At 59.5% G+C, this 20,086-nt stretch carries 22 protein-coding genes and 4 pseudogenes; 16 read left to right on the top strand and 10 right to left on the bottom strand.

Annotated elements, in window-relative coordinates; translation table 11 throughout:
* Positions 1-200: 200 nt before the first annotated feature.
* The 3 pseudogenes from BLU63_RS33450 to BLU63_RS26830 all read right to left on the bottom strand — a co-directional run.
* Positions 201-655: pseudogene (locus BLU63_RS33450) on the bottom strand (DDE-type integrase/transposase/recombinase); the annotation flags it as partial.
* 13 nt (positions 656-668) lie between these two features.
* Positions 669-914: pseudogene (locus tag BLU63_RS26835) on the bottom strand (IS66 family transposase); the annotation flags it as partial.
* A gap of 43 nt (positions 915-957) precedes the next feature.
* Positions 958-1,215 (bottom strand): annotated as a pseudogene (locus tag BLU63_RS26830) (MerR family DNA-binding protein); the annotation flags it as partial.
* Between the two features lie 262 nt (positions 1,216-1,477).
* Between BLU63_RS26830 and BLU63_RS33445 the strand changes: the two are divergent.
* Together BLU63_RS33445 and BLU63_RS33195 are read left to right on the top strand one after the other, a co-directional pair.
* Positions 1,478-1,594, top strand: a pseudogene (locus BLU63_RS33445) (type II toxin-antitoxin system RelE/ParE family toxin); the annotation flags it as partial.
* Positions 1,595-1,789: 195 nt separating this feature from the next.
* Positions 1,790-2,005 (top strand): co-regulatory protein PtrA N-terminal domain-containing protein, encoded by a 216-nt coding sequence (locus BLU63_RS33195; RefSeq protein WP_017849619.1) that lies wholly within the window; start codon positions 1,790-1,792, stop codon positions 2,003-2,005.
* Between the two features lie 162 nt (positions 2,006-2,167).
* On the opposite strand, the gene merR is transcribed toward BLU63_RS33195, so the two are convergent.
* Entirely contained in the window at positions 2,168-2,608 is a 441-nt protein-coding gene (gene merR, locus BLU63_RS26815) for an Hg(II)-responsive transcriptional regulator (RefSeq protein WP_003131870.1), read from the bottom strand.
* 71 nt (positions 2,609-2,679) lie between these two features.
* Between merR and merT the strand changes: the two genes are divergently transcribed.
* From merT to BLU63_RS33995, 8 genes are all read left to right on the top strand, one after another.
* Positions 2,680-3,030 (top strand): mercuric ion transporter MerT, encoded by a 351-nt coding sequence (gene merT / locus BLU63_RS26810; RefSeq protein WP_017849617.1) that lies wholly within the window; start codon positions 2,680-2,682, stop codon positions 3,028-3,030.
* Between the two features lie 13 nt (positions 3,031-3,043).
* On the top strand, positions 3,044-3,322 hold the full coding sequence (merP, locus tag BLU63_RS26805) for a mercury resistance system periplasmic binding protein MerP (RefSeq protein WP_003131880.1): 279 nt from the start codon (positions 3,044-3,046) through the stop codon (positions 3,320-3,322).
* A 12-nt stretch (positions 3,323-3,334) separates the two neighbouring features.
* Positions 3,335-3,769, top strand: a complete 435-nt coding sequence (gene merC, locus BLU63_RS26800) for an organomercurial transporter MerC (protein ID WP_003131881.1) — start codon at positions 3,335-3,337, stop codon at positions 3,767-3,769.
* 32 nt (positions 3,770-3,801) lie between these two features.
* Positions 3,802-5,481 (top strand): mercury(II) reductase, encoded by a 1,680-nt coding sequence (gene merA / locus BLU63_RS26795; protein WP_031633059.1) that lies wholly within the window; start codon positions 3,802-3,804, stop codon positions 5,479-5,481.
* A gap of 20 nt (positions 5,482-5,501) precedes the next feature.
* Positions 5,502-5,921 carry a hypothetical protein gene (locus BLU63_RS26790; protein WP_017849615.1) on the top strand — a complete coding sequence of 140 codons (420 nt, stop codon included), beginning with the start codon at positions 5,502-5,504 and terminating at the stop codon, positions 5,919-5,921.
* A complete protein-coding gene (merD, locus tag BLU63_RS26785) occupies positions 5,918-6,280 on the top strand; it encodes a mercuric resistance transcriptional repressor MerD (protein WP_017849614.1) in 363 nt (120 codons plus the stop codon). Before BLU63_RS26790 ends, merD begins: the two co-directional genes overlap by 4 nt.
* Complete coding sequence (merE, locus tag BLU63_RS26780) at positions 6,273-6,509, top strand: broad-spectrum mercury transporter MerE (RefSeq protein ID WP_017849613.1); 237 nt, start codon at positions 6,273-6,275, stop codon at positions 6,507-6,509. The genes merD and merE overlap by 8 nt, the downstream gene beginning before the upstream one ends.
* 161 nt (positions 6,510-6,670) lie before the next feature.
* Positions 6,671-7,090 carry a DUF3330 domain-containing protein gene (locus tag BLU63_RS33995; protein WP_255311715.1) on the top strand — a complete coding sequence of 140 codons (420 nt, stop codon included), beginning with the start codon at positions 6,671-6,673 and terminating at the stop codon, positions 7,088-7,090.
* An 84-nt stretch (positions 7,091-7,174) separates the two neighbouring features.
* Here the strand turns inward: BLU63_RS33995 and tnpC are convergent, their stop codons facing one another.
* Both tnpC and BLU63_RS26765 read right to left on the bottom strand, forming a co-directional pair.
* Positions 7,175-7,537 (bottom strand): Tn3 family transposase post-transcriptional regulator TnpC, encoded by a 363-nt coding sequence (tnpC, locus tag BLU63_RS26770; RefSeq protein ID WP_017849612.1) that lies wholly within the window; start codon positions 7,535-7,537, stop codon positions 7,175-7,177.
* Positions 7,537-10,554: a Tn3 family transposase gene (locus BLU63_RS26765; RefSeq protein ID WP_026140367.1), complete on the bottom strand. Its 3,018-nt coding sequence runs from the start codon at positions 10,552-10,554 to the stop codon at positions 7,537-7,539. Before BLU63_RS26765 ends, tnpC begins: the two co-directional genes overlap by 1 nt.
* Positions 10,555-10,884: 330 nt before the next feature.
* On the opposite strand from BLU63_RS26765, the gene BLU63_RS26760 reads away from it, so the two are divergent.
* The gene (locus tag BLU63_RS26760) at positions 10,885-12,072 is read left to right on the top strand and encodes an MFS transporter (RefSeq protein WP_083376690.1); all 1,188 of its coding nucleotides are present in this window, start codon (positions 10,885-10,887) and stop codon (positions 12,070-12,072) included.
* A 22-nt stretch (positions 12,073-12,094) separates the two neighbouring features.
* Here BLU63_RS26760 and BLU63_RS26755 read toward each other — a convergent pair whose 3' ends face one another.
* Together BLU63_RS26755 and BLU63_RS26750 are read right to left on the bottom strand one after the other, a co-directional pair.
* On the bottom strand, positions 12,095-13,132 hold the full coding sequence (locus BLU63_RS26755) for an alpha/beta hydrolase family protein (RefSeq protein WP_083376689.1): 1,038 nt from the start codon (positions 13,130-13,132) through the stop codon (positions 12,095-12,097).
* 168 nt (positions 13,133-13,300) lie between these two features.
* Entirely contained in the window at positions 13,301-13,912 is a 612-nt protein-coding gene (locus BLU63_RS26750; protein ID WP_077747806.1) for an FMN-dependent NADH-azoreductase, read from the bottom strand.
* Between the two features lie 130 nt (positions 13,913-14,042).
* On the opposite strand from BLU63_RS26750, the gene BLU63_RS26745 reads away from it, so the two are divergent.
* Both BLU63_RS26745 and BLU63_RS26740 read left to right on the top strand, forming a co-directional pair.
* Positions 14,043-14,951 carry a LysR substrate-binding domain-containing protein gene (locus tag BLU63_RS26745; protein ID WP_010460527.1) on the top strand — a complete coding sequence of 303 codons (909 nt, stop codon included), beginning with the start codon at positions 14,043-14,045 and terminating at the stop codon, positions 14,949-14,951.
* The gene (locus BLU63_RS26740; protein WP_083376688.1) at positions 14,948-15,307 is read left to right on the top strand and encodes an MmcQ/YjbR family DNA-binding protein; all 360 of its coding nucleotides are present in this window, start codon (positions 14,948-14,950) and stop codon (positions 15,305-15,307) included. Before BLU63_RS26745 ends, BLU63_RS26740 begins: the two co-directional genes overlap by 4 nt.
* Here the strand turns inward: BLU63_RS26740 and BLU63_RS26735 are convergent.
* Both BLU63_RS26735 and BLU63_RS26730 read right to left on the bottom strand, forming a co-directional pair.
* Positions 15,304-15,735: a DUF1294 domain-containing protein gene (locus BLU63_RS26735; RefSeq protein ID WP_010460531.1), complete on the bottom strand. Its 432-nt coding sequence runs from the start codon at positions 15,733-15,735 to the stop codon at positions 15,304-15,306. The genes BLU63_RS26740 and BLU63_RS26735 overlap by 4 nt on opposite strands.
* Complete coding sequence (locus BLU63_RS26730) at positions 15,732-16,562, bottom strand: undecaprenyl-diphosphate phosphatase (RefSeq protein ID WP_042932039.1); 831 nt, start codon at positions 16,560-16,562, stop codon at positions 15,732-15,734. The genes BLU63_RS26735 and BLU63_RS26730 overlap by 4 nt, the downstream gene beginning before the upstream one ends.
* Positions 16,563-16,851: 289 nt before the next feature.
* On the opposite strand from BLU63_RS26730, the gene BLU63_RS26725 reads away from it, so the two are divergent.
* The 3 genes from BLU63_RS26725 to BLU63_RS26715 all read left to right on the top strand — a co-directional run bounded on the left by BLU63_RS26725 (position 16,852) and on the right by BLU63_RS26715 (position 19,814).
* On the top strand, positions 16,852-18,486 hold the full coding sequence (locus tag BLU63_RS26725) for a methyl-accepting chemotaxis protein (RefSeq protein ID WP_083376687.1): 1,635 nt from the start codon (positions 16,852-16,854) through the stop codon (positions 18,484-18,486).
* A gap of 243 nt (positions 18,487-18,729) precedes the next feature.
* Complete coding sequence (pnuC, locus tag BLU63_RS26720) at positions 18,730-19,293, top strand: nicotinamide riboside transporter PnuC (RefSeq protein ID WP_083376686.1); 564 nt, start codon at positions 18,730-18,732, stop codon at positions 19,291-19,293.
* Positions 19,290-19,814 (top strand): AAA family ATPase, encoded by a 525-nt coding sequence (locus BLU63_RS26715; protein ID WP_083376685.1) that lies wholly within the window; start codon positions 19,290-19,292, stop codon positions 19,812-19,814. Before pnuC ends, BLU63_RS26715 begins: the two co-directional genes overlap by 4 nt.
* The last annotated feature ends 272 nt before the right edge of the window (positions 19,815-20,086 follow it).

Genomic DNA, 20,086 nt, shown 5'->3' with positions numbered 1-20,086 from the left:
GGTAGGGCTTAAGTACACTTTCGTCGGGTAACAGCAGCGCATTACTGCGCCACCGCCCCCAAAGAACCGGGCATGAGAGTCGCGCCTCATCCGGCTCAAGTCTTTCGTCAGCACCATGGTCTAGTACCGGGCAATCAATCCACGTCTATCGCAGCTCGACGTTGGGCAAAGTAAGACGACCACGCAGGATCACAGGGATTGGCCAAGTTACGTAGTGCCGTTTCTCGATCCGGCTTAGGTATGTGCGCCACGTAATCACGCTTGATCGTCTTCACGAAGCTCTCGGCCATGCCGTTGCTCTGCGGGCTGCGAACTGGGGGGTCACCGGCTGCAAGCCGATCTGTCGAGCAAACAGGCACGTCTGGTCGGCGGTGTACGCCGAGCCGTTATCGCTTAGCCATTGCACCGGCGTGGCGGGCAGTTGATCACCGAAGCGCCTCTCCACGCTTTCCAGCATCAAGTCGCGGATATCATCGCCGCTGTACCCGGTCGGGCTCGCGACCTAGCCGATGGCCTCGCGATCACAGCAGTCCAGGGCGAAGGTTACGCTCAATTTGGCTCCGTCCTCGCAGCGGAACTCAAAGCCGTCCGAGCACCAACGCGTATCGCTGGTTTGCACCGCAATACGGCCTTCGTGCCGACGCGGCACGCCGGGCTGTTTTCGTAGACAGATTCAGCAGCGGTTGCAGGTGCTCGCCGCACTGGATCACCCAGCGCGCCAGGGTTTGGCGGGGGATATCGACGCCGTGACGACCGAGGATTTTTTTGAAGCGGTGCAGCGGCAGACCATCGACGTATTTGGTGATCAACAGCATCGCCAGGACGCTAGGACTGGCCATGCTCTTTTCGATCAGTTGAGCCGGTTTGTCGGCGGTGACCGGTGCGGCTTCACAGCCGCGGCAGCCGTAGACCTTGTCCGCTGGTTCCCTTCACAACCACTGGCCAACGCAGAGCGTTTTACCCATGCAGCGAAACGATTAGCGGACAGGAAACGGTCCCGTGGCTCGCACAACAGTCGTGAACCAGTTGCACCAAAACAGACTCGATCCGTCGCAGATCCGCGAGCTTGCCACGCACATCCCCAAGCTTCTGCTCGGCGAGCACGCGCGCTTCATCACAGTGAGCGCCGTCATCGAGCCTCAACAGCCCGGCCACTTCTTCGAGGCTAAAGCCCAGCCGTTGCGCGGACTTTACGAATTTCACCCGGGCGACATCGGGGGTTGGGGAGCAATGGAACTGAAAACCAACGTAAGCCGAATTAGAGTTCGTTTTACTCGTCAGCGACTGCGAATTAACGAACTTTGATTCGTGAGAAAGGTTTATTGCACTGATTTTCGGGTGTTGGTGACCTTTCCTCGCGATAGCGGAAACGGTTTCATAAAACGGTCGTTTTTCGAAACTATCCAGACGTTGCAAGGGTTTGCGGGGCAGCGACTGAGCTTAAGTGCACTTTCTGTTCCGTTGCTCCCCCAACCCCTATTTCCAGCAGCGAGGTGATGAATTCGTTTTGCTGTTGTGCGGCGGCGACAAAAGCAGCCAAAGCCGTGATATTGAAGCGGCTAAAAAACTCGCCAGCGAGTGGAGGTCAGAATGAGCGAAAAAATTTACGACTACGACCCAGCAGCAGCCCTAGACGGCCCTGAAGCAATCGCCGTCTTCATGGCGGAGCCCTGCCATTTCCTCTCAGCGCCATAATCCAGGACCTTCATCTCCTCTCTCCTTGATTCCGTACTTAACTACGGAGGTAGAGTTGAATCGTGGATCGAAAACCCGAGAGGAGATCGCCGTTATGAAACACCTAAGACTGCTGCTGGTAGTGGGTGCGACTCTGCTGTCATCCACCGTATGGGCCGAGGGCGGGAGCGACCGAGCGATTGAGCGAATTGCTGCACGCGAGAGGGCTGAAGCGACCCTGGTGGCGGAAACCGTCAAGGAGATTAAGCAACTGGGCCCCACGGCGGCAGGCCGTAGCGAAGCGCAGCCCGCCTGTCCGCCTGCAAAGTAGAGCCTGTGCTACTCGACCAGATGCAACGTGAGCCCACTCTGCTGAGGCGCGAGGGCAAATAGCAATACCAAACTGTGCCCTTTGCAAGTGCTCCTTTGGCCATTCAGCGGCGCTCATTGAGCGCCGCTTTTTTCTAAGCGCAAGCCGACCAACAGGGGCGCCTTACGCAACGGGAAATCCTCGGTTAACGCCCGAGTTGTCCCCATGCAGCGAAACGATCAGCGGACAGGAAACAGTCCCGTGGCTCGCACAACAGTCGTGAACCAGTTGCTCCAAAACTGACTCGATCCGTCGCAGATCCGCGAGCTTGCCACGCACATCCCCAAGCTTCTGCTCGGCGAGCACACGCGCTTCATCGCAGTGAGCACCGTCATCCAGCCTCAACAGCCCGGCCACTTCATCGAGGCTAAAGCCCAGCCGTTGCGCGGATTTAACGAATTTCACCCGGGCGACATCCGCCTCACCGTAACGGCGAATGCTGCCGTAGGGCTTGTCCGGTTCGGGTAACAGCGCCTTGCGTTGATAGAACCGGATGGTTTCCACGTTGACCCCGGCCGCCTTGGCGAAAGCGCCAATGGTCAGGCTTTCCAAATTGTTTTTCATACCGCTTGATTCCGTACATGACTACGGGACTAACCTTAAACCATCGATCAAATGCTCGAAAGGAGAAATGCATGTCTGAACCATCAAACGGGCGCGCCCCTCTTGTCGCCGGGGGGCTTGCGGCGATTCTCGCCTCGGCTTGCTGTCTCGGGCCGCTGATTCTGATCGCACTGGGATTCAGCGGGGCCTGGATCGGTAACCTGACCGTGCTGGAACCGTACCGCCCGCTCTTCATCGGCGCGGCACTGGTGGCGCTGTTCTTCGCCTACCGGCGCATTTTCCGCCCCGCTCAAGCCTGCGCACCGGGCGAGGTCTGCGCCATCCCTCAGGTACGTACCTCCTACAAGCTGCTGTACTGGCTGGTGGCGGCCTTGGTGCTGGTCGCGCTCGGCTTCCCCTACATCCTTCCCTTGTTCTACTGATCAGGAGTTCACCATGAGAAAACTGCTCGCATCCTTAGCCCTCGCCAGCCTGGTCGCCACACCCGTCTGGGCGGCCACGCAGACCGTCACCCTGGCGGTGCCGGGCATGACCTGCGCCGCCTGCCCGATTACGGTGAAGACGGCGTTGACCAAGGTCGATGGCGTGACCAAGGCTGAGGTGAGTTTCGAGAACCGCGAGGCCATCGTCACCTTCGACGATACCAAGACCAATGCCCTGGCGCTGACTAAGGCGACCGAGGACGCTGGCTATCCGTCCAGCGTCAAGCAATAGGAGGGACTTCCGATGGCAAATCCTCTCAATCTGTTCACGCGGATCGGTGACAAAGCCGGCTCCGTCGGCGTGCTGATTTCTGCCATAGGCTGCGCCATGTGCTTTCCCGCCCTTGCTAGTCTGGGGGCCGCGTTCGGTCTGGGCTTTTTGAGCCAGTGGGAAGGCCTGTTCATCACCACGCTGCTGCCTCTGTTTGCTGGACTGGCTCTGCTCGTCAATGCCCTCGGCTGGCTCAATCATCGGCAGTGGCGACGGACTGCGCTCGGCCTGATCGGTCCTACCCTGGTACTGGCAGCGGTATTTTTTATGCGGGCTTATGGCTGGCGGAGCGGTTGGCTGCTCTATATCGGCCTGGCCCTCATGTTTGGGGTGTCGATATGGGATCTCGTGTCGCCCGCTCATCGCCGTTGTGGGCCGGATGCCTGTCCGACGCCGCCAAACCAGTGAACCTGACAAGAGACGATCTAATGAGTAACGAAATGACCGAACTGAAAATCATTGGTATGACCTGCGCCTCCTGTGTCGTGCATGTGAAAGAGGCCTTGGAGAAGATTCCGGGCGTGCATCGGGCGGATGTTTCCTACGCCAGCGGGAAGGCCGAACTGAAGGTCGACGAGGGCGCAAGCCGTGAGCAGATGCAGGCCGCTGTCGAGGCCCTGGGGTATCGAGCGGCGTTCGAAGACGCCATGGTACAAGCCCGTCCTGGCCTGCTCGATAAGGCACGGGGTTGGTTGAGCAGCACTGACGCCGGGAAAGAGGGCGACAAGCTCCACGTCGCGGTCATCGGCAGTGGTGGCGCCGCCATGGCGGCCGCGCTCAAGGCGGTGGAAGGCGGTGCCCGCGTCACCCTGATCGAGCGCGGCATCATCGGCGGCACCTGCGTCAACGTGGGCTGCGTGCCCTCCAAGATCATGATTCGTGCCGCGCATGTGGCCCATCTGCGCCGCGAGAGCCCGTTCGACGCCGGGCTTTCCGCCATGACGCCGACCGTCCTACGCGAACGTCTGCTCGCGCAGCAACAAGACCGTGTCGCCGAACTGCGCCACGCCAAGTACGAAAGCATCCTGGAGAGCACGCCGGCGATCAGCGTGCTGCGCGGCACCGCCCGTTTCCAGGACGGCCACACGCTCAGCGTGAAACTGGCCGAGGGTGGCGAGCACATCGTAGCCTTCGACCGCTGCCTGGTCGCCACCGGCGCAAGCGCGGCCGTTCCACCGATTCCAGGACTGAAAGACACGCCGTACTGGACCTCAGACCAGGCACTGGCGAGCGATACAATCCCTAAGCGGCTCGCCGTGATCGGCGCCTCCGTAGTGGCAGTGGAACTGGCGCAGGCCTTCGCCCGGCTGGGTAGCGAGGTCACGATCCTGGCACGCAGTGCGATGTTCTTCCACGAAGACCCGGCCATCGGCGCGGCGGTGACGGAGGCCTTCCGTATGGAGGGCATCGAAGTGCTGGAGCAAACGCAAGCCAGCCAGGTGTCCCACGCCAACGGCGAGTTCGTACTGGCCACCAACCATGGTGAGTTACGTGCCGACCAACTGCTCGTCGCCACCGGCCGCACGCCCAATACCCAGGGCCTGAACCTGGAAGCGGCCGACGTGCAGCTGGACGAGCGCGGCGGCATCCAGATCGACGAGCGCATGCGCACCAGCGCAGCGGATATCTATGCGGCCGGCGACTGCACCGACCAACCGCAGTTCGTCTACGTCGCGGCAGCGGCTGGCACCCGCGCGGCAATCAACATGACCGGCGGCGAGGCCAAGCTCAATCTCGACGTCATGCCGGCCGTGGTGTTCACCGATCCGCAAGTGGCCACCGTCGGCTACAGCGAAGCCGAAGCGCAGCACGCCGGGATCGAAACCGACAGCCGCACCTTGACCCTGGACAACGTGCCGCGCGCGTTGGCCAACTTCGACACGCGGGGTTTCATCAAGTTGGTTGCCGAAGCGGGCTCCGGCCGACTGCTGGGAGTGCAGGCTGTGGCCCCGGAAGCAGGAGAACTGATCCAGACGGCGGTACTCGCCATCCGCAACCGTATGACCGTGCAGGAATTGGCTGACCAGTTGTTCCCCTACCTGACGATGGTCGAGGGACTGAAACTCGCCGCACAGACCTTTAACAAAGACGTCAAACAATTGTCCTGCTGCGCAGGGTAATGAGAGAGGGAGGTTGAAACATGAGCAACACGGCAGACGATCTCGGTAGGTGCGACAGCCTACGCAAGACATGGCAGTTGGTCAGCTTCTGGGGCCTGCCTGCCGTCGTGGCGACGATAGCGATTGTTCTGTCTAATCGACGCCCCGCGTTGTTCCTGGCAGCAGGCGCCGCGCTGGCCGTGATGGGCGGCGCCTGCCTGGTCAACGCCACGCGTTGTCGCCGCCTTCACTGCTACATAACGGGGCCTCACTTCCTGTTGCTCGCAGTTGGTGCGCTATTGGCTTATGTGTTTGACCAAAACGGCGAGCATCTCTCCAGGTTGTGGCTGCTACTGGCTCTGGGAGCTGCACCGTTGCTCATCTGGCTACCTGAGCGCCTAGCCGGAAGGAAATATCTGAGCGCCCCAGTTTGCGGTGAAGGTCGGGAGTGTCGGCGATGAATGCCTACTCCATATCCAGATTGGCCGAGGACGCGGGCGTCAGTGTCCATATAGTCCGAGATTATATGCTGCGCGGCTTGCTGCACCCCGCGCGGCGCACGGAAAGCGGTTACGGCATTTTCGATGAGCGGTCCCTGGCGCGGCTGTGCTTCGTACGTGCCGCCTTTGAGTCCGGTATCGGGCTCGACGAATTGGCGCGGCTCTGTCGAGCGCTCGATGCAGACGATAGTACCGATGTGATCGGGTGTATCGACCGCTTGCTTGGGCAAATCGCGACCCGGCTGGCAGCTTTAGACGCAGTGAAAACGGAGTTGGCCGGGCTGACTCATCGTGCCATCGAAGGTCACACCCATGCGTAATACCAACCAATCCGAATCAATCAAGATGCCCCGCTGGCACGCCTACACGTGGGGTGTGCTCGCCGCGCTCACTTGCCCCTGCCATCTGCCGGTGCTGGCATTACTGCTCTCGGGGACTGCGGCCGGGGCCTTCGTCAGCGAGCATTGGAGCCTCGCGACGCTCGTGCTGACGGTTCTCTTCGTCCTCTTCCTGAGAGCGGCTCTACGGGCCTTTCGGAAGCGGGCGTGACCCGCTCGGAGCACGGCGCGGTCTCCGCTGCCGAGTTGCGGCAGGCTTGGGAGCGTTGGGAATTGTTGCTGCACTGCCAGCCGCAGGTCGATCTGCGCGCAGGTTCGATCGCAGGTGTGGAAGAGTTACTAGGTTTTCTTGGACGATGGAGAAACCCCATCATGAACGCAAACGACACCCCCACTATCAGTTGCTGCGAATGTTGCAAGGAAATTTCCCTTGACGCCGCACTGACGCCGGAAGGTACCGAGTACGTCGTGCACTTCTGTGGCCTTGAATGCTATCAGCGCTTCATATCGCGCGCGGATAAGAGAGCGGCATCCGAGCCTGATCACCCCTACACCAGAGGTCAGTACCCGTCACGACGACTAATCTTTGCCTCTGGAAAGTGGCTCTGGTTTTTTTTAGAAAGCGTGAGTCCATTGAGATTTAATGCAAGTCCGCTCGTGGCTAATGTAAGCCCGAAGGCTTCGTCAGTAGTTTTATCTAGGCCGATGCCCGGGAGGATGGCAGCGTGCCTACAGGGCGTCAAAACCGGCTACCCAGAGTCAAATTCACCCCACAGTACAGCGATGCTATAGAGTTACTCGTCAGTCCTGCAGCATCAGTTTTACTCTGCACCTCCATTGTATTCAGTCTGCCGGCAGCCCATTTGCACGAATAGTCTAGTCCTGATAGTCAGGAGCAAGCGCTGCCAAAGGAGCAACGTGTTTAGAACCCGCCTGCAAGCATGAACATAAAGCAGAAATATCCTCTTGAAGGGCCATCGCCTGCGCCCAAATACTGTCGACATCACTGGTAGCCACAGTGAGGGGGAAACCTTCCAGTACCGTCATGGCCATGCCATGCAGGCGTAGGAAGTCTTCTCGAATGCTGCCGACCCCTCCGATTTCAGCAAGGCAGGCATCCAGCCGGTCGACCAAGTTGAGCAACTGAGCGGTGTCGTAGCTTGCACGCAGAGAGTCGAGTACCTTGGTATCGACGTCCCCATAAGGTGTCACGCGGAACGAAGCTGGCGGGATATGCATCAGTTCGTCACCTCAACGTTGCTGTCAGACATCTGTTTCGCACGCATTGATCCCGCAGCCTGCTGGAAAATGGAATCCTTGATCCAGGGTTCCGGTGGGCGTTTGAGTTTCAGGTTGAACTCCCCAAAACGTTTGACATTGCTGGTTAGGTAGGGGCTGAGAAACGATACGTCGTCGTCAGTGAACTGCCAGCCATCACGGGCGAGCTTCTGCAGGATGCGCATCATGTCCACGGTGTTCTGCAGGATCACCGACGAGGCCACCATGTCGTTGTAGCGCAGGCGTTTCTGTTGCTCGTCCGGATCGTTTTCGGCGATCACGTCACCGCCAAAGGACAGCCACTTAGAGAAGCCGTTGTAGGACTCGATCTTATTGGTGTTGGCGGTGACTTCCTGGCGCAACTCGCGGCTGCCGATCCAGTTGAGTAGGAAGATCGTCCGGATCACGCTGCCCAGCGCTTGCGCGGCATGATAGAGCTTGTTGCGCCGACTGTAGGAGCCAAGTTTGCGCAGCAGCATAGGTGAGGAAATCTTGCCGGCCTGGATTGACAACGCGACCTGCATCAGATCCTGCCAGTGGGTTTCGATCAGGTGCCAGTCGGCGGTGTCGGTGAACAGACGGTTGATGTGTTTATACGAAACGCCGCGATCTGGCCGGCACATCACCAGGTCGCGCCAGTTGCGGATACGCGGCATCAGATTGATGCCCAGCAGATGAGTGAAGGCGAACACCGTGGCCGACTGGCCCTGGGTGTCAGAGTACACCGTATCGGGTTCGACGCTGAGGTCGACCTTGAGCAACCCCTCAATCACATAGATTGCCTCCCAGATACCAGGCGGGATGAAGTGCTGGAACACCGCGATGTAGTTATTGGCCACGTGTCGGTACGCCACGGCCCCCATCTTGCGATAGCGGAAGTGGTAGCCGGCCAGCAGATTGTCGTCATAGAAGTCGAACTGCGTACCGTCCGCGGCCACCGCCTTGCCATCGCCCCAGAGCTTGGGCAGGTCAAGTTGCAGATAGAGTTCCACCAGCTCGCGGTTAGCCTTGTCTAACTTCTCAAGCGAGAGATGGCGGCGATTCGTATAGGACAGCATGTGCGGCGTGACATTACCGGCCAGATGCCGTGCGGCCTGGTTGGGGCCAAGGTTGCAGCCCATGGCGAAGATCGTCATCAGGTAGCGCTCGGCCGGTTCTTTGAGCTTTGGCTCGTTGCCGGACATCGGCCCGAAATGCCGAGTGAACTGAATCCAATGCTCAATGTTGGCCATGATGTCGAGCACGTGCCTGGCCGGCATGCGCTGCATAAGCGCCGTCTGTAGCGAGATGGCCGAAGGCGGGATGTCCCGCGCTATCACTCGGCGTAGCACCGGTTCGCCGGCTTCATTGATCGATACGTCACCTCGGCAAGAAGGGAATTTTTCATCCAGATGCTGCGCGGTTTCCTCCAGCTGAATCTTGAGGGAGGCGACAAACTCCTTCGCCGTGCCAGGCAGCCCCACCTTTTCGCAGTAGGCCGGTAGACGATGGAAACATTCTTCCCAGGGCAGCAACTGCTTACGGTAGTCGGCGAAAGATTCCGACCCCAGCACGCACATATCACCCGAGCGCAGCTCACTGGCCAGGTAAGAGAACACGCAGACTTCCAGATAGCGCCGGTTGGTAGGTGGCCCTTCACTGGCAGGACGACGCACGACCTTAACCCAGCGCTCCGACGCAAACGACAAGTCGACATGCTCGTCGATCCACTCGCGGTGTAGATTTTCGCTGTCCTGGATGAGCTGAAGCGCCTGGATAAGTGAGCGATCCTGAGTCGTGGGTTCCAGTTGAAGAAGGTGGCTCAGACGGAACAACAGCGAGCGATGGGACTTGAAGTGCTTCCAGATCAGCGGCAGGTAGTTGTTACCGCCCGTAGCCTGGACTTCGGCGCAAGTCTCGCGCAACCGATCCAGGTTGCCATCGGGAGAGAGGAATTCCCGGATCAGACTGCCAGCCTCCTGGTCATCCGGTTCCTGAACAAGAATCTGCACCACGCCATCCAGGGTGGCCGCCAGTTGCTCCAGCTTCTGGCGTTGCCGCGCCTGGATTTGCTCCAACTCCTCCTTGGCGCGTTTGTGGATCGTCGAAATCCGTCGGATGAACATCTCGGCCAGGTGATCCCGAGTTCGCACCCGCATCCGATAGATCAAGGCCAGCATCAGTGTGTAGCGTTTCGGCAGCGAGCAGTCCTTCAGCTCGGCGACGTCCGACGCGGCGGCTTGGGTGGCGAAGTGGCGGATCTTAGCATCGACGACCCCCTCAAGAATGGCATCCAGATCTCCGAAGCTCTCTAACCACGCCAGGTGGTCGATCAACACCTCCAGGTGCTTGCGGGAAGGCTTCTTGGGTGCCTGCTTGAGTGCGTTGAAGTCACTCTGCCGACGCCCGAAATCCGTGTCGAGCAGCTCCTTTAGCTTGTAGATCACCTCGATTGGCGCTCGGAGCACGATCAGGTTGAAGGTAACTTCCTGAGCACTCGCCAAAGCGGTTTCTGCGATGTTGTTGAGCGTCGAATAAGCCGGAAGCTCATAGCCACGCTGAATCAGCTCATCAAGCATGGCATTAATGAGATCGACTCGCTGCTCAAGCACTACAGCGCAGTCACGTGCGATTTCCTCAGTGATCGCTAGCCCGTCGCTGCTATAGAAGGGTGTAACCTGCAGGTACTGCCGAACCGCCGCTTGGTGTCGGTAAAGGGTGCGGGGGTTGCTGTAGCGCGGAGCTATTCGTGCGCCGTAGCGAAGGCATTGTCGGACATGACTGATGAGCTCCTGAGGAAGCTCCTCGAACGGAACAAAATAGTGTAGCTGCTGAAACACCTTTAGTTGGATTGCCAGCCCAATCGATAGCGCTGGACTCTTAGCGGTGTTATTGACCCATTCGATCTCTGAATCAGACAGGGAATAGCATCGATGCAGCTCCTTAGCTGGCAACTGACTGGGCAAGAGCGGGTAGGCTGTCCTTTCCACCGAAGCCATTGAGTTCATCCCCCAAGTAAGGCAAAACATCAGCATAGACGGCTAGTCAGGCGGGGGATGACCAGCAATCAAGAACTCAATAAATTTCCTTTTAGTTCAATATCTTGCAGAACGAATGTCCTAATTTTTGCCTTATCTCGGCATAACCCCTATTAGTTTCAAGCTGCAAGCGGCAAGTAAAAGCCCTGTCCTGGTGATGGGGCTTTTTGCATTCGAGGCTGAATGGATTTGGGTGCCCTCAACCACAACGAATATAGTTAGCCTGCTTCCTTTTATACCCCACCCAAGCCATGATGCAGTTCTCCCACCGCCGCCCGCGAACGAGCCGTCATGTCTGTGCAGCAACTGCCACCGCAAAGCTCCATGGCGATCACCCTGCAGATCGTCTCCATCGTTTTCTATACCTTTATTGCCTTCCTCTGCATCGGCCTGCCGATTGCGGTGTTACCCGGCTATGTCCATGAGCAGCTGGGTTTCAGCGCGATCGTCGCGGGACTGACCATTGGCTCCCAATACCTGGCCACCCTGCTCAGCCGCCCGATGGCCGGGCGCATGTCAGACACCATTGGCACCAAACGGGCAATTGTCTACGGCCTGTCCGGGATTGTGCTGAGCGGTGTGCTGACGTTGATTTCAACCTTGCTGCAAAGCTTTCCACTGCTGAGCCTGTTGATCCTGATCGCCGGACGTTTGTTGCTCGGCATCGCCCAGGGCTTGATTGGCGTGGGCACGATCAGCTGGTGCATGGGCCAGGTCGGCGCGGAGCACACCGCGCGCTCGATTTCATGGAACGGCATTGCGTCTTACGGCGCCATTGCGATCGGGGCGCCGCTGGGCGTGGTGATGGTCGCCGAGTACGGCTTCGCCAGCCTGGGGATCGCGTTGTCATTGCTGGCCCTGGCCGCCTTGTTGCTGATCCGCAATAAACCCTCGGTGCCGGTGATTCGTGGCGAACGCCTGCCCTTCTGGGCGGTGTTCGGGCGTATTGCGCCCTTCGGTGCCAGCCTGAGCCTGGCCTCCATCGGTTACGGCACCCTGACGACCTTTATCACCTTGTATTACGTCAGCCGTGGCTGGACCGGCGCGGCCTGGTGCCTGACGGTCTTCGGGATCTGCTTTATTTTGTCGCGCTTGCTGTTTATCTCCGCGATCAGCCGCTTCGGCGGTTTCACCTCGGCGATTGTGTGCATGAGCATTGAAACGGTGGGCCTGGTGCTGCTGTGGCTAGCGCCTTCGACCGCTTATGCGCTGATCGGCGCGGGCCTGGCCGGGTTCGGTCTTTCGCTGGTGTACCCGGCGCTGGGGGTGGAAGCAATCAAGCAAGTGCCCAACTCCAGTCGCGGCGCGGGTTTGAGTGCTTATGCGGTGTTTTTCGACCTGGCACTGGCGATTGCCGGGCCGTTGATGGGCGCGGTGGCGTTGAATCTTGGGTATTCGTGGATTTTCTTCAGTGCGGCGATGTTGTCTGTCACCGGGCTCGGCTTGACCTTATTGCTGAAGCGTCGCGCAATCAGCTGACACCGCAGGGCTGGCGTGGAAATTACTGATCCGCAGTCTGCATCCCGGCCCGGGTAGGCTTGCCCAGCGCGTGCGAGAAGAACCGCCCGGCTTCGGACACCATGTTGCGATGGATGTCTTCGCGGTCAACACCATCTGCATCGGTGCACAGCGCCGGCATGGCGGCGATCTGCTCTTCATTGCACGGCGCCATGAACACGAAGTGCCCTGCCCCAGCCAGCAATTTGAAGTCTGGTGCAATCGGCAGCTTGCGCGCCAAGGCGGCGGCATTTTTGTCGAACGCCACCAGTTTGTCGCCATCACCGCTGTAGAGCAGCACCGGCACATGCACGTCGGCCAGGGTGTGGCGGCCGAATTTCAGACTCAGCGGCGCCATCAGCAGCAAGGCATGGACACGTGGATCCGCCACAGGCTGCAAATCATCCCGGTCGACAATCAGCTCGCCCTGGGTGTTGCAGGCATCGTGGTCGTCCGGGCGTTCCTGGCAGTAGCGGCGCAGACGATCCAAGTCAGGCGTGGCGCCGGAGAGGATCAGCGCCGTTTCGCCGCCCGCCGAGTAACCGATCACGCCGACCTGATCGGCATTGACGAAAGGCGCGAGCATACGGTCGCCCAAGGTCGCGGTAATGGCTTCGGAAATCTGGATGGGCCGGCCGTAAAGGTTACTCAACGTACCGAGGCGGCTGTGGTCTTGGGAGTTGTCACCGGGATGGATCACCGCCACCACCACAAACCCTTTGCGTGCCAGCGAGGTGGCGAGGTCGTGCAGCGCCAGCGGGGTACCGGTGTTGCCGTGGGACAGCATCAGCATCGGGAAACGGCCCATGGCGACGCGGGTGTCTTCCCCTGCCTCGACCGTGTAACCCTCGATTTTGCTGGTGTGTTCCCGGTCGCTCGAGGGATAGAACGCGATGGCGCGCATCGGCTGCAAGTCCAGAGGATCGAGAAAACTCATCTCATGGAAGCCGACGCTCCAGTGAGGGTGCGGCGCAGGCGCGGCGTGCACTGAATTCAGGCTGCTGAGCAGGCAAATCAGAAACATTGCACAAAGACGCACCATGGGATGCCCCACCTTGTTACTGGACCGGAGTCGGTAACCCTCGACTGCATAACCCGGGCCACAACCTGTAATGACCAGAAACAAAAAACCCTGCATCTGGCACTTGCGTGATCAGAATACAGAGTTTTTTGGGTGGTGCCTGAGCTGTTTGAGCGCTTTACGCAAGCCTTACGCGGCGGCGAACAATTGCTCGCTGATTTGCGTGTGGGCATCGCTCATGGCTTTGGTGCGCACTTCGTCACCGTAGGCCAGGCCATGGGCACGAACAAACTCAATGTCGGTGATGCCGATGAAGCCGAACAGCACCTTCAAGTACTCTTCGTGCGCAACGCCAGTCGCCTGACCGGCATGCAGACCGCCGGACGTCGAGACGATCACGACTTTCTTGCCACCGCACAGGCCTTCAGGGCCCGCTTCGGTGTAGCGGAAGGTCTGGCCGGCAACGGCAATGCGGTCGATCCAGGCCTTGAGTTGGGTCGGGATGGTGAAGTTGTACATCGGCGCTGCGATGACAACGGCGTCGGCCGCGAGGAATTCGGCCAGGGTGGTGGCGCTGAGTTCGGCTTCGTGCTGTTGCGCGGCGTTGCGCAGTTCAGCGGTGGTGCCGGCGGCAACCAGGGTGGTGGCGGAGAAATGGCTGATGGCATCGGCGGCCAGGTCGCGGTAGGTCACCACCGCGGTTGGCTCGGCGGCTTGCCAGGCTTTGACGACTTCGCTGCTCAGCAGACGGGAAGCCGAGTTGTCACCAAGAATGCTCGAATCGATATGCAGCAGTTTCATAAGGGATCTCCAGGTGAGGATCGCCACCGGGCGATCTGATGGGGAGGATCCTACAGATGAAACCAATAGCTGATTAGTCCGCAACAATGCGATAGTTCGTCCCACTGATAGAACAATCGGATTTCCAATCATGCAAGACCTCAACGACCTTTACTATTTCGCCAAAGTGGTCGAAGCCGGTGGCTTCGCCGCAGCCGGGCGTTTGCTGGGGATTCCCAAGTCCCGATTGTCGCGGCGCATTGCCGAGCTGGAAGAACGCCTCGGCGCGCGCCTGCTGCAACGTACCACCCGGCAACTCAAGCTGACGGCGGTGGGCGAACGTTACCTGCGGCACTGTCAGGCGATGCTGCTGGAAGCCGAGATGGCCGATGAAGCCGTGGCGAGTATGTCCAGCGAACCTCGCGGACGCTTGCGGGTGTCCTGCCCCGTCGGGCTGGCCCACGAAATGCTGCCGACGGTGATCAGCCGCTTCCTCGAAAAACACCCTCAGGTGCAATTGGAAGTCATGCTGCTCAATCGCCGGGTCGACTTGGTCACCGAAGGCGTCGATGTCGCGCTGCGGGTCCGTGAGTTGGGCGATGAAGATCCGTTGCTGGTGACCCGTCGCTTGCGCCAGGCACAGATGGCGATGGTCGCCAGCCCGGCCTTCCTGCACGGGCGTGAGATCAACCACCCCGAAGACCTGAAATCCTTGCCGGTGCTTGGTGCGCTGGAAGCCGACCGCCTGGTGCACATTCGCATGCTCGATCAGCAGGGAAAAAGCTACGATTTGAGCCTGGAAGCGCGATTGGGCATTGACGATTTCATCGTGCGCAAGGCCTGCACGCTCGCCGGCCAGGGGTTCACCATGCTGCCGATGATGTATTGCGAACAGGAGCTGGAAAATGGTTCGCTGGTGCAGTTGCTACCCGACTGGTCATTGCCTGGCGGCTGGCTGCAAGCGGTCTACCCTCATCGGCGCGGGGTGATGCCGGCCGTGCGGGCCTGGATCGACCATTTGATCGAATCATTCAATGCCTGTGGGGACCGATTGATATGAAGGCTGGACGCATGAGCGAAGAGGACGTCGCGCAATTCTGTCTCGCGCTACCCGGTGCGCGGGAAGACTACAAGTGGGGAGGCGTTCGGGTGTTTTCGATTGCCGGGAACAAGATGTTCGCCTTGCAGAACCTGCGCGGCGATTCCCTGGCGTTCAAGGTCGACAAGGATCTGTTCCTCGGGCATTGCGACCGCCCGGGGATTCACCCGGCGCCGTACCTGGCGCGGGCCCAGTGGATCATCATGCAAACGCCCTACCCGCTGGGATCCGAGGAACTTCAGGCGTTGTTGCAACGTTCCCATCAACTGGTGGTGAGCAAGCTGCCCAAGCGCACCCAGGTCAGCCTGCTGCTTTAAAACAGCGCAAACAGATGCGCACCAAGAAACAGCTGGTCGATCCAGAACACTTGATGCATCAGCACAATGAGCCAGAACACCAGCTGGAACGAGACCTTGCGAGTCTTGTGCCGAAACACTTGCTGGGCCAGCAAGGCACCCGGCCAACCGCCCGCCAGCTCCACCGCGTGCAACACGTTCTCCGGTGTCCGCCAGCTGTCGGCGCGAGCCTTGCGCTTGTCGCTCCAGTACAGGAAGAACGCCAGCACGCTGACGATGCCGTAAGCCGCCAGCGGAATCAGCGACACCCCATGCAGCCACAACGACATCGAGCCTGTCAGCGGCAGCGCGCACAGGATCGCCAACACCAGCAATTTCAGCCGAGGGTGCTGGACCCGCTCGCCCCCGGACCTGCGTCCGGGATTGTTGCGCGCGCTGGAGTCATTCATGGGCGTGCGGCGGCCCAATCGACCCAGCCGAATTGCCAGGTGGCCAGGATGAACAGGCCGAACGCAATGCGATACCAGGCGAATGCCGCGTAGCTGTGGCTGCCGATGAACACCAGCAAGCCTCTGACGGCAATCATCGCGAAGATGAACGCCGTGACGAAGCCGATCGCAAACACCGGAAGATCAGCCGGTACGAACAGGTCGCGGTATTTGTAGCCCGAATACACCGCCGCACCGACCATGGTCGGCATCGCCAGAAAGAACGAGAACTCGGTGGCCGTCTTGCGCGACAACCCGAACAGCAAGCCGCCGATGATGGTCGAGCCGGAACGCGAGGTCCCGGGAATCATGGCCAGGCACTGGGCGAAACCGACTTTCAAGGCATCTTTCCAGGTGATTTCGTCGACAGTGTGGGCATGCACTTCATGCTGACGCTGCTCCGCCCACAACATCACGATCCCGCCCACAACCAACGCCGTGGCCACGGTGATCGGGTTGAACAGGTATTCGTGGATGAGATCGGCAAAAATCACCCCCAATACCACCGCAGGCAGGAAAGCGATCAACAGGTTGGCGGTAAAACGCCGGGCGTTTGGTTGTGTCGGCAAACCGACGACCACGTCGAAGATCTTTCGGCGAAATTCCCACACCACCGCCAGGATCGCCCCGAGCTGGATAATGATGTTGAAAGCCATCGCGCGTTCGCCACCGAAGTTGAGCAAGTCCGCGACTATGATTTGGTGACCGGTACTGGAAATGGGCAAAAATTCCGTCAGCCCTTCTACAACCCCTAAAATCAATGCCTGCAAGGCGGTCCAAAGTTCCATCAATCCCCCAAAGGCGATGCGCCAAGGCATGCCCCATTAGTTTTTTAAGCGTTCACCGCGCCAAGCGTAGCTGAAGTCCCGCGCGCAAAGGATCCAGACGGAGCCGTAAAAACTCCGTGAAAAATCAACTTGGATTCAGGTTTTTCCGCGCGGGGCCGAAATCCTATCAGACAAGCCCCGATAACGCTGCCGCGTAATGAGACTTGGGTCGTATAGGCCCGACCGGCAAAGCGTGGTTGGATGCTGGCAATCGTTTATTACAAGAAAAAGAAATCGGAGTGACAGCGTTATGAACAGCTTGCGCAGTGTGTCGATCAGCCGACGCTTGTGGCTCATCTTGATTGTGTCGGTATTGATGTTGTTGACGTTGGGCGTGTTGATGCTCAAGCAGATCCATACCGATCTATACCAGGCAAAAGCCCAGAAAACCCAGCACGTAGTGCAGACCGCCAGCGGCATTCTGACTTACTACCACGGCCTGGAAACCGCCGGCACACTCACCCGCGATGCCGCGCAGAAGCAGGCACTGACCGCCGTGCGCGGGCTGCGTTATGACCAGAACGACTATTTCTGGATCAACGACCTGACGCCGGTGATGGTGATGCACCCGGCCAACCCCAAACTCGATGGGCAAAACCTCTCGGCGATCCGCGACCCGGACGGTTTTGCGCTGTTCAACGAAATGGTGGCCGTCGCCAAGGCCAAAGGCGCCGGTACGGTCAACTACCGCTGGCCTAAGCCGGGCGCCAGCGACCCGGTCGGGAAAACCTCCTACGTCAAATTGTTCGAACCTTGGGGCTGGGTGATCGGTTCGGGCGTGTACATCGATGACATGCAGGCAGAGTTCTACGGCCAGGTCTGGAAGGCTTCGTTCGTCGGCCTGGTGATTGCGCTGATCATGGCGTTGCTGGTGATCATGATCGCTCGCAGTATCGTGCGACCGCTTCAGGACACGGTGAACGCCATGGCCAACATCGCCAGCGGCGAAAGCGATCTGACCCGCAGCCTCGACACCCATGGCCAGGATGAAGTCACGCAACTGGCCCGGCACTTCAATGCCTTCACTGCCAAACTGCGAGGGGTGATCAGCGAACTGCAAGTGTCCGCCAGCGCCCTGGGCCAGTCGTCCAGCGAACTGGGCAATGACGCCGCCCAGGCCCAGCAACGCAGTCAGCAACAGTCCCAGCAGATGGAGCTGGTGGCGACTGCGATCAACGAAGTGACTTACGGTGTGCAGGACGTGGCCAAGAATGCCGAGCATGCGGCCAGCGAAATGCGCGATGCCGAATCCCAGGCGCAGCAGGGGCAGATCAACATTGATGGCAGCTTGCAGCAGATCGACAAACTGTCCGGCACCATCGATCAAGCCGTGGAAGTGATTCGCACCCTGGCCGCTGAAAGCACCCAGATTGGCAGTGTCCTGGAGGTGATCCGCTCCATCGCCGAGCAAACCAACCTGCTGGCACTCAACGCCGCCATCGAGGCTGCCCGCGCCGGTGAACAAGGCCGTGGCTTTGCGGTGGTGGCCGATGAAGTGCGCCTGTTGGCCCAGCGTACCCAGAAGTCCACGGCGGAGATCCAGTCGATGATCGAGCGCCTGCAGACTCACTCCGAAGCAGCGGTGAAAGTGATCGGCGACAGCAGTCGAGCCTCGCAACTGACCATCGAACAGGCCGGTCTGGCCGGCGCCAGCCTCAATGCCATCGGCCAGGCGCTGCGCAACCTCAACGGGCTGAACGCCTCGATCGCCAGCGCGACCCTGCAGCAAGCCCATGTGGTGGAAGACATCAATCAGAACGTCACCCAGGCGGCAGGCTTGTCCCACAGCACCGCGCTGGCGGCCGAGCAATCGAGTGTGGCCAGCGTTCGGCTCAAGGACTTGAGCGAGCAGGTGAACAGCCTGCTCAAACAGTTCCGCGTGTAAAAGCAGACACAGAACCCTGTGGCGAGGGAGCTTGCTCCCGCTGGGCCGCGAAGCGGCCCTGAAATAGGCAATCCCGTTTTTTCAGGTAAACCGCTATAGCGCCTTTGCGACTGCTTCGCAGCCGAGCGGGAGCAAGCTCCCTCGCCACAAGTGTGCGTCAGACGCCAGTTTCGGGTTGCTAACGCATTGGCCTTCTCTCTGGGTACAATCCGCCCCCTCTTTCGTTTTCACCAAGGAACCCCCATGTCCGGCCTTGAACTGTTTGCCGCCACCCTCGGCGTGATCGCCGTCTGGTTGACGGTCAAACAGAACCCCTGGTGCTGGCCGATCGGCCTGGTCATGGTGCTGCTTTATAGCTGGATCTTTTTTGAAGTGAAGCTGTATTCGGACATGCTCCTGCAAGTGATCTACGCCGCGCTGCAGCTCTACGGCTGGTGGCAATGGACCCGCGCGGGCGAAGCCAATAGCGGCCGGCAGGTCAGTCGGCTTGAGAGCAAATCGATCGCTGCGGGCCTTGCGGCCGGTGCCATCGGCAGTCTGCTGCTGGGCGCCGCCATGGCGCACTGGACAGATGCCGCGCAGCCCTGGCTTGATGCTGCGCTGACCGGTTTCAGCCTTGTGGCGCAGTTATGGATGGCGCAAAAACGCGTGCAGTGCTGGCCGTTGTGGGTCGTCCTTGATGTGATTTTCGTCGGACTGTTCCTTTATAAAGGCATGTACCTGACTGCTGCCCTCTATGCGTTGTTCCTGTTGCTTGCCGTACAAGGCTGGCGTGAATGGCGCGCTGACCCGGCCTTGCACGCATGAAAGTGTTGGTACTCACTGGCCCGGAATCGAGCGGCAAGAGCTGGCTTTCGGGCGAGATACAAGCCAACTTTGGCGGCATATTGGTCGAAGAGTACGTTCGGCACTTTATCGAAAGCGAAGCCCGAGATACCCGCTACGATGACATTACATCGATAGCTCATGGCCAGCTTACGTGGGAGGACGAAGCGCGAGCCCGGCAACCGTCACTGCTGATTCTCGATACGCATCTACTCAGCAATATCCTTTGGAGTCGCACGTTGTTTAGCGATTGCCCGGCATGGATCGAGCAAGCATTGCTGGCCCGGCACTACGACCTGCATTTGCTGCTGAGCCCTGAAACGGTGGCCTGGCATGACGACGGGCAGCGGTGCCAGCCGCAACTGGCAGAACGCCAGGCGTTTTTTCAGGCCAGCCGTGCATGGCTTGATCTGCACCGCCAACCTTGTCAGGTGCTGCAAGGTGACTGGCAACAGCGCAAGGACGCCGCATTCGAGGCTGTGACACGTTTGCTCAAGGCCTGACCGGAGTGCCCCGCCCCGTAGCAACTGTCCATTCCTGAAACACCCAATCCCACGCAAACCCGCGAACTAAAGCGGCCCGAGCGTTCCTGCAAGAAAATGTTAAGCCACTGATACAACCTGCGTTCAACGCCCCCCAGCGTGCACCGCCGCCCGCATGGATGTCGTTTTTGCGTAGCTCTGTCTCAGTGGCGTTACACAATTTTTTTGACCACCCCGACAATTTAATTCAACCACTTGTTTTTAAACGAATAACCGAAAGCGGCACACCTTCT

This window comes from Pseudomonas mandelii, from assembly GCF_900106065.1.
In the GTDB taxonomy this organism is placed as follows: Bacteria; Pseudomonadota; Gammaproteobacteria; order Pseudomonadales; family Pseudomonadaceae; genus Aquipseudomonas; species Aquipseudomonas mandelii.
The sequence above is the reverse complement of the archived record's forward strand: the minus strand, read 5'-3'. Positions and strand labels throughout refer to the sequence as shown.

Excerpts from the sequence above, each read along its gene's own strand:
- BLU63_RS26790 (WP_017849615.1), top strand. The coding sequence starts at position 5,502 with ATGAGCAACACGGCAGACGATCTCGGTAGGTGCGACAGCCTACGCAAG.
- BLU63_RS26760 (WP_083376690.1), top strand. The coding sequence starts at position 10,885 with ATGTCTGTGCAGCAACTGCCACCGCAAAGCTCCATGGCGATCACCCTG.
- merR (WP_003131870.1), bottom strand. The coding sequence starts at position 2,608 with ATGAAAAACAATTTGGAAAGCCTGACCATTGGCGCTTTCGCCAAGGCG.
- BLU63_RS26735 (WP_010460531.1), bottom strand. The coding sequence starts at position 15,735 with ATGAATGACTCCAGCGCGCGCAACAATCCCGGACGCAGGTCCGGGGGC.
- BLU63_RS26755 (WP_083376689.1), bottom strand. The coding sequence starts at position 13,132 with ATGGTGCGTCTTTGTGCAATGTTTCTGATTTGCCTGCTCAGCAGCCTG.
- BLU63_RS33995 (WP_255311715.1), top strand. The coding sequence starts at position 6,671 with ATGAACGCAAACGACACCCCCACTATCAGTTGCTGCGAATGTTGCAAG.
- merC (WP_003131881.1), top strand. The coding sequence starts at position 3,335 with ATGGCAAATCCTCTCAATCTGTTCACGCGGATCGGTGACAAAGCCGGC.
- BLU63_RS33195 (WP_017849619.1), top strand. The coding sequence starts at position 1,790 with ATGAAACACCTAAGACTGCTGCTGGTAGTGGGTGCGACTCTGCTGTCA.
- BLU63_RS26750 (WP_077747806.1), bottom strand. The coding sequence starts at position 13,912 with ATGAAACTGCTGCATATCGATTCGAGCATTCTTGGTGACAACTCGGCT.
- BLU63_RS26725 (WP_083376687.1), top strand. The coding sequence starts at position 16,852 with ATGAACAGCTTGCGCAGTGTGTCGATCAGCCGACGCTTGTGGCTCATC.
- merP (WP_003131880.1), top strand. The coding sequence starts at position 3,044 with ATGAGAAAACTGCTCGCATCCTTAGCCCTCGCCAGCCTGGTCGCCACA.
- pnuC (WP_083376686.1), top strand. The coding sequence starts at position 18,730 with ATGTCCGGCCTTGAACTGTTTGCCGCCACCCTCGGCGTGATCGCCGTC.
- BLU63_RS26740 (WP_083376688.1), top strand. The coding sequence starts at position 14,948 with ATGAAGGCTGGACGCATGAGCGAAGAGGACGTCGCGCAATTCTGTCTC.
- tnpC (WP_017849612.1), bottom strand. The coding sequence starts at position 7,537 with ATGCATATCCCGCCAGCTTCGTTCCGCGTGACACCTTATGGGGACGTC.
- BLU63_RS26730 (WP_042932039.1), bottom strand. The coding sequence starts at position 16,562 with ATGGAACTTTGGACCGCCTTGCAGGCATTGATTTTAGGGGTTGTAGAA.
- BLU63_RS26715 (WP_083376685.1), top strand. The coding sequence starts at position 19,290 with ATGAAAGTGTTGGTACTCACTGGCCCGGAATCGAGCGGCAAGAGCTGG.
- merT (WP_017849617.1), top strand. The coding sequence starts at position 2,680 with ATGTCTGAACCATCAAACGGGCGCGCCCCTCTTGTCGCCGGGGGGCTT.
- BLU63_RS26765 (WP_026140367.1), bottom strand. The coding sequence starts at position 10,554 with ATGGCTTCGGTGGAAAGGACAGCCTACCCGCTCTTGCCCAGTCAGTTG.
- BLU63_RS26745 (WP_010460527.1), top strand. The coding sequence starts at position 14,043 with ATGCAAGACCTCAACGACCTTTACTATTTCGCCAAAGTGGTCGAAGCC.
- merE (WP_017849613.1), top strand. The coding sequence starts at position 6,273 with ATGCGTAATACCAACCAATCCGAATCAATCAAGATGCCCCGCTGGCAC.
- merA (WP_031633059.1), top strand. The coding sequence starts at position 3,802 with ATGACCGAACTGAAAATCATTGGTATGACCTGCGCCTCCTGTGTCGTG.
- merD (WP_017849614.1), top strand. The coding sequence starts at position 5,918 with ATGAATGCCTACTCCATATCCAGATTGGCCGAGGACGCGGGCGTCAGT.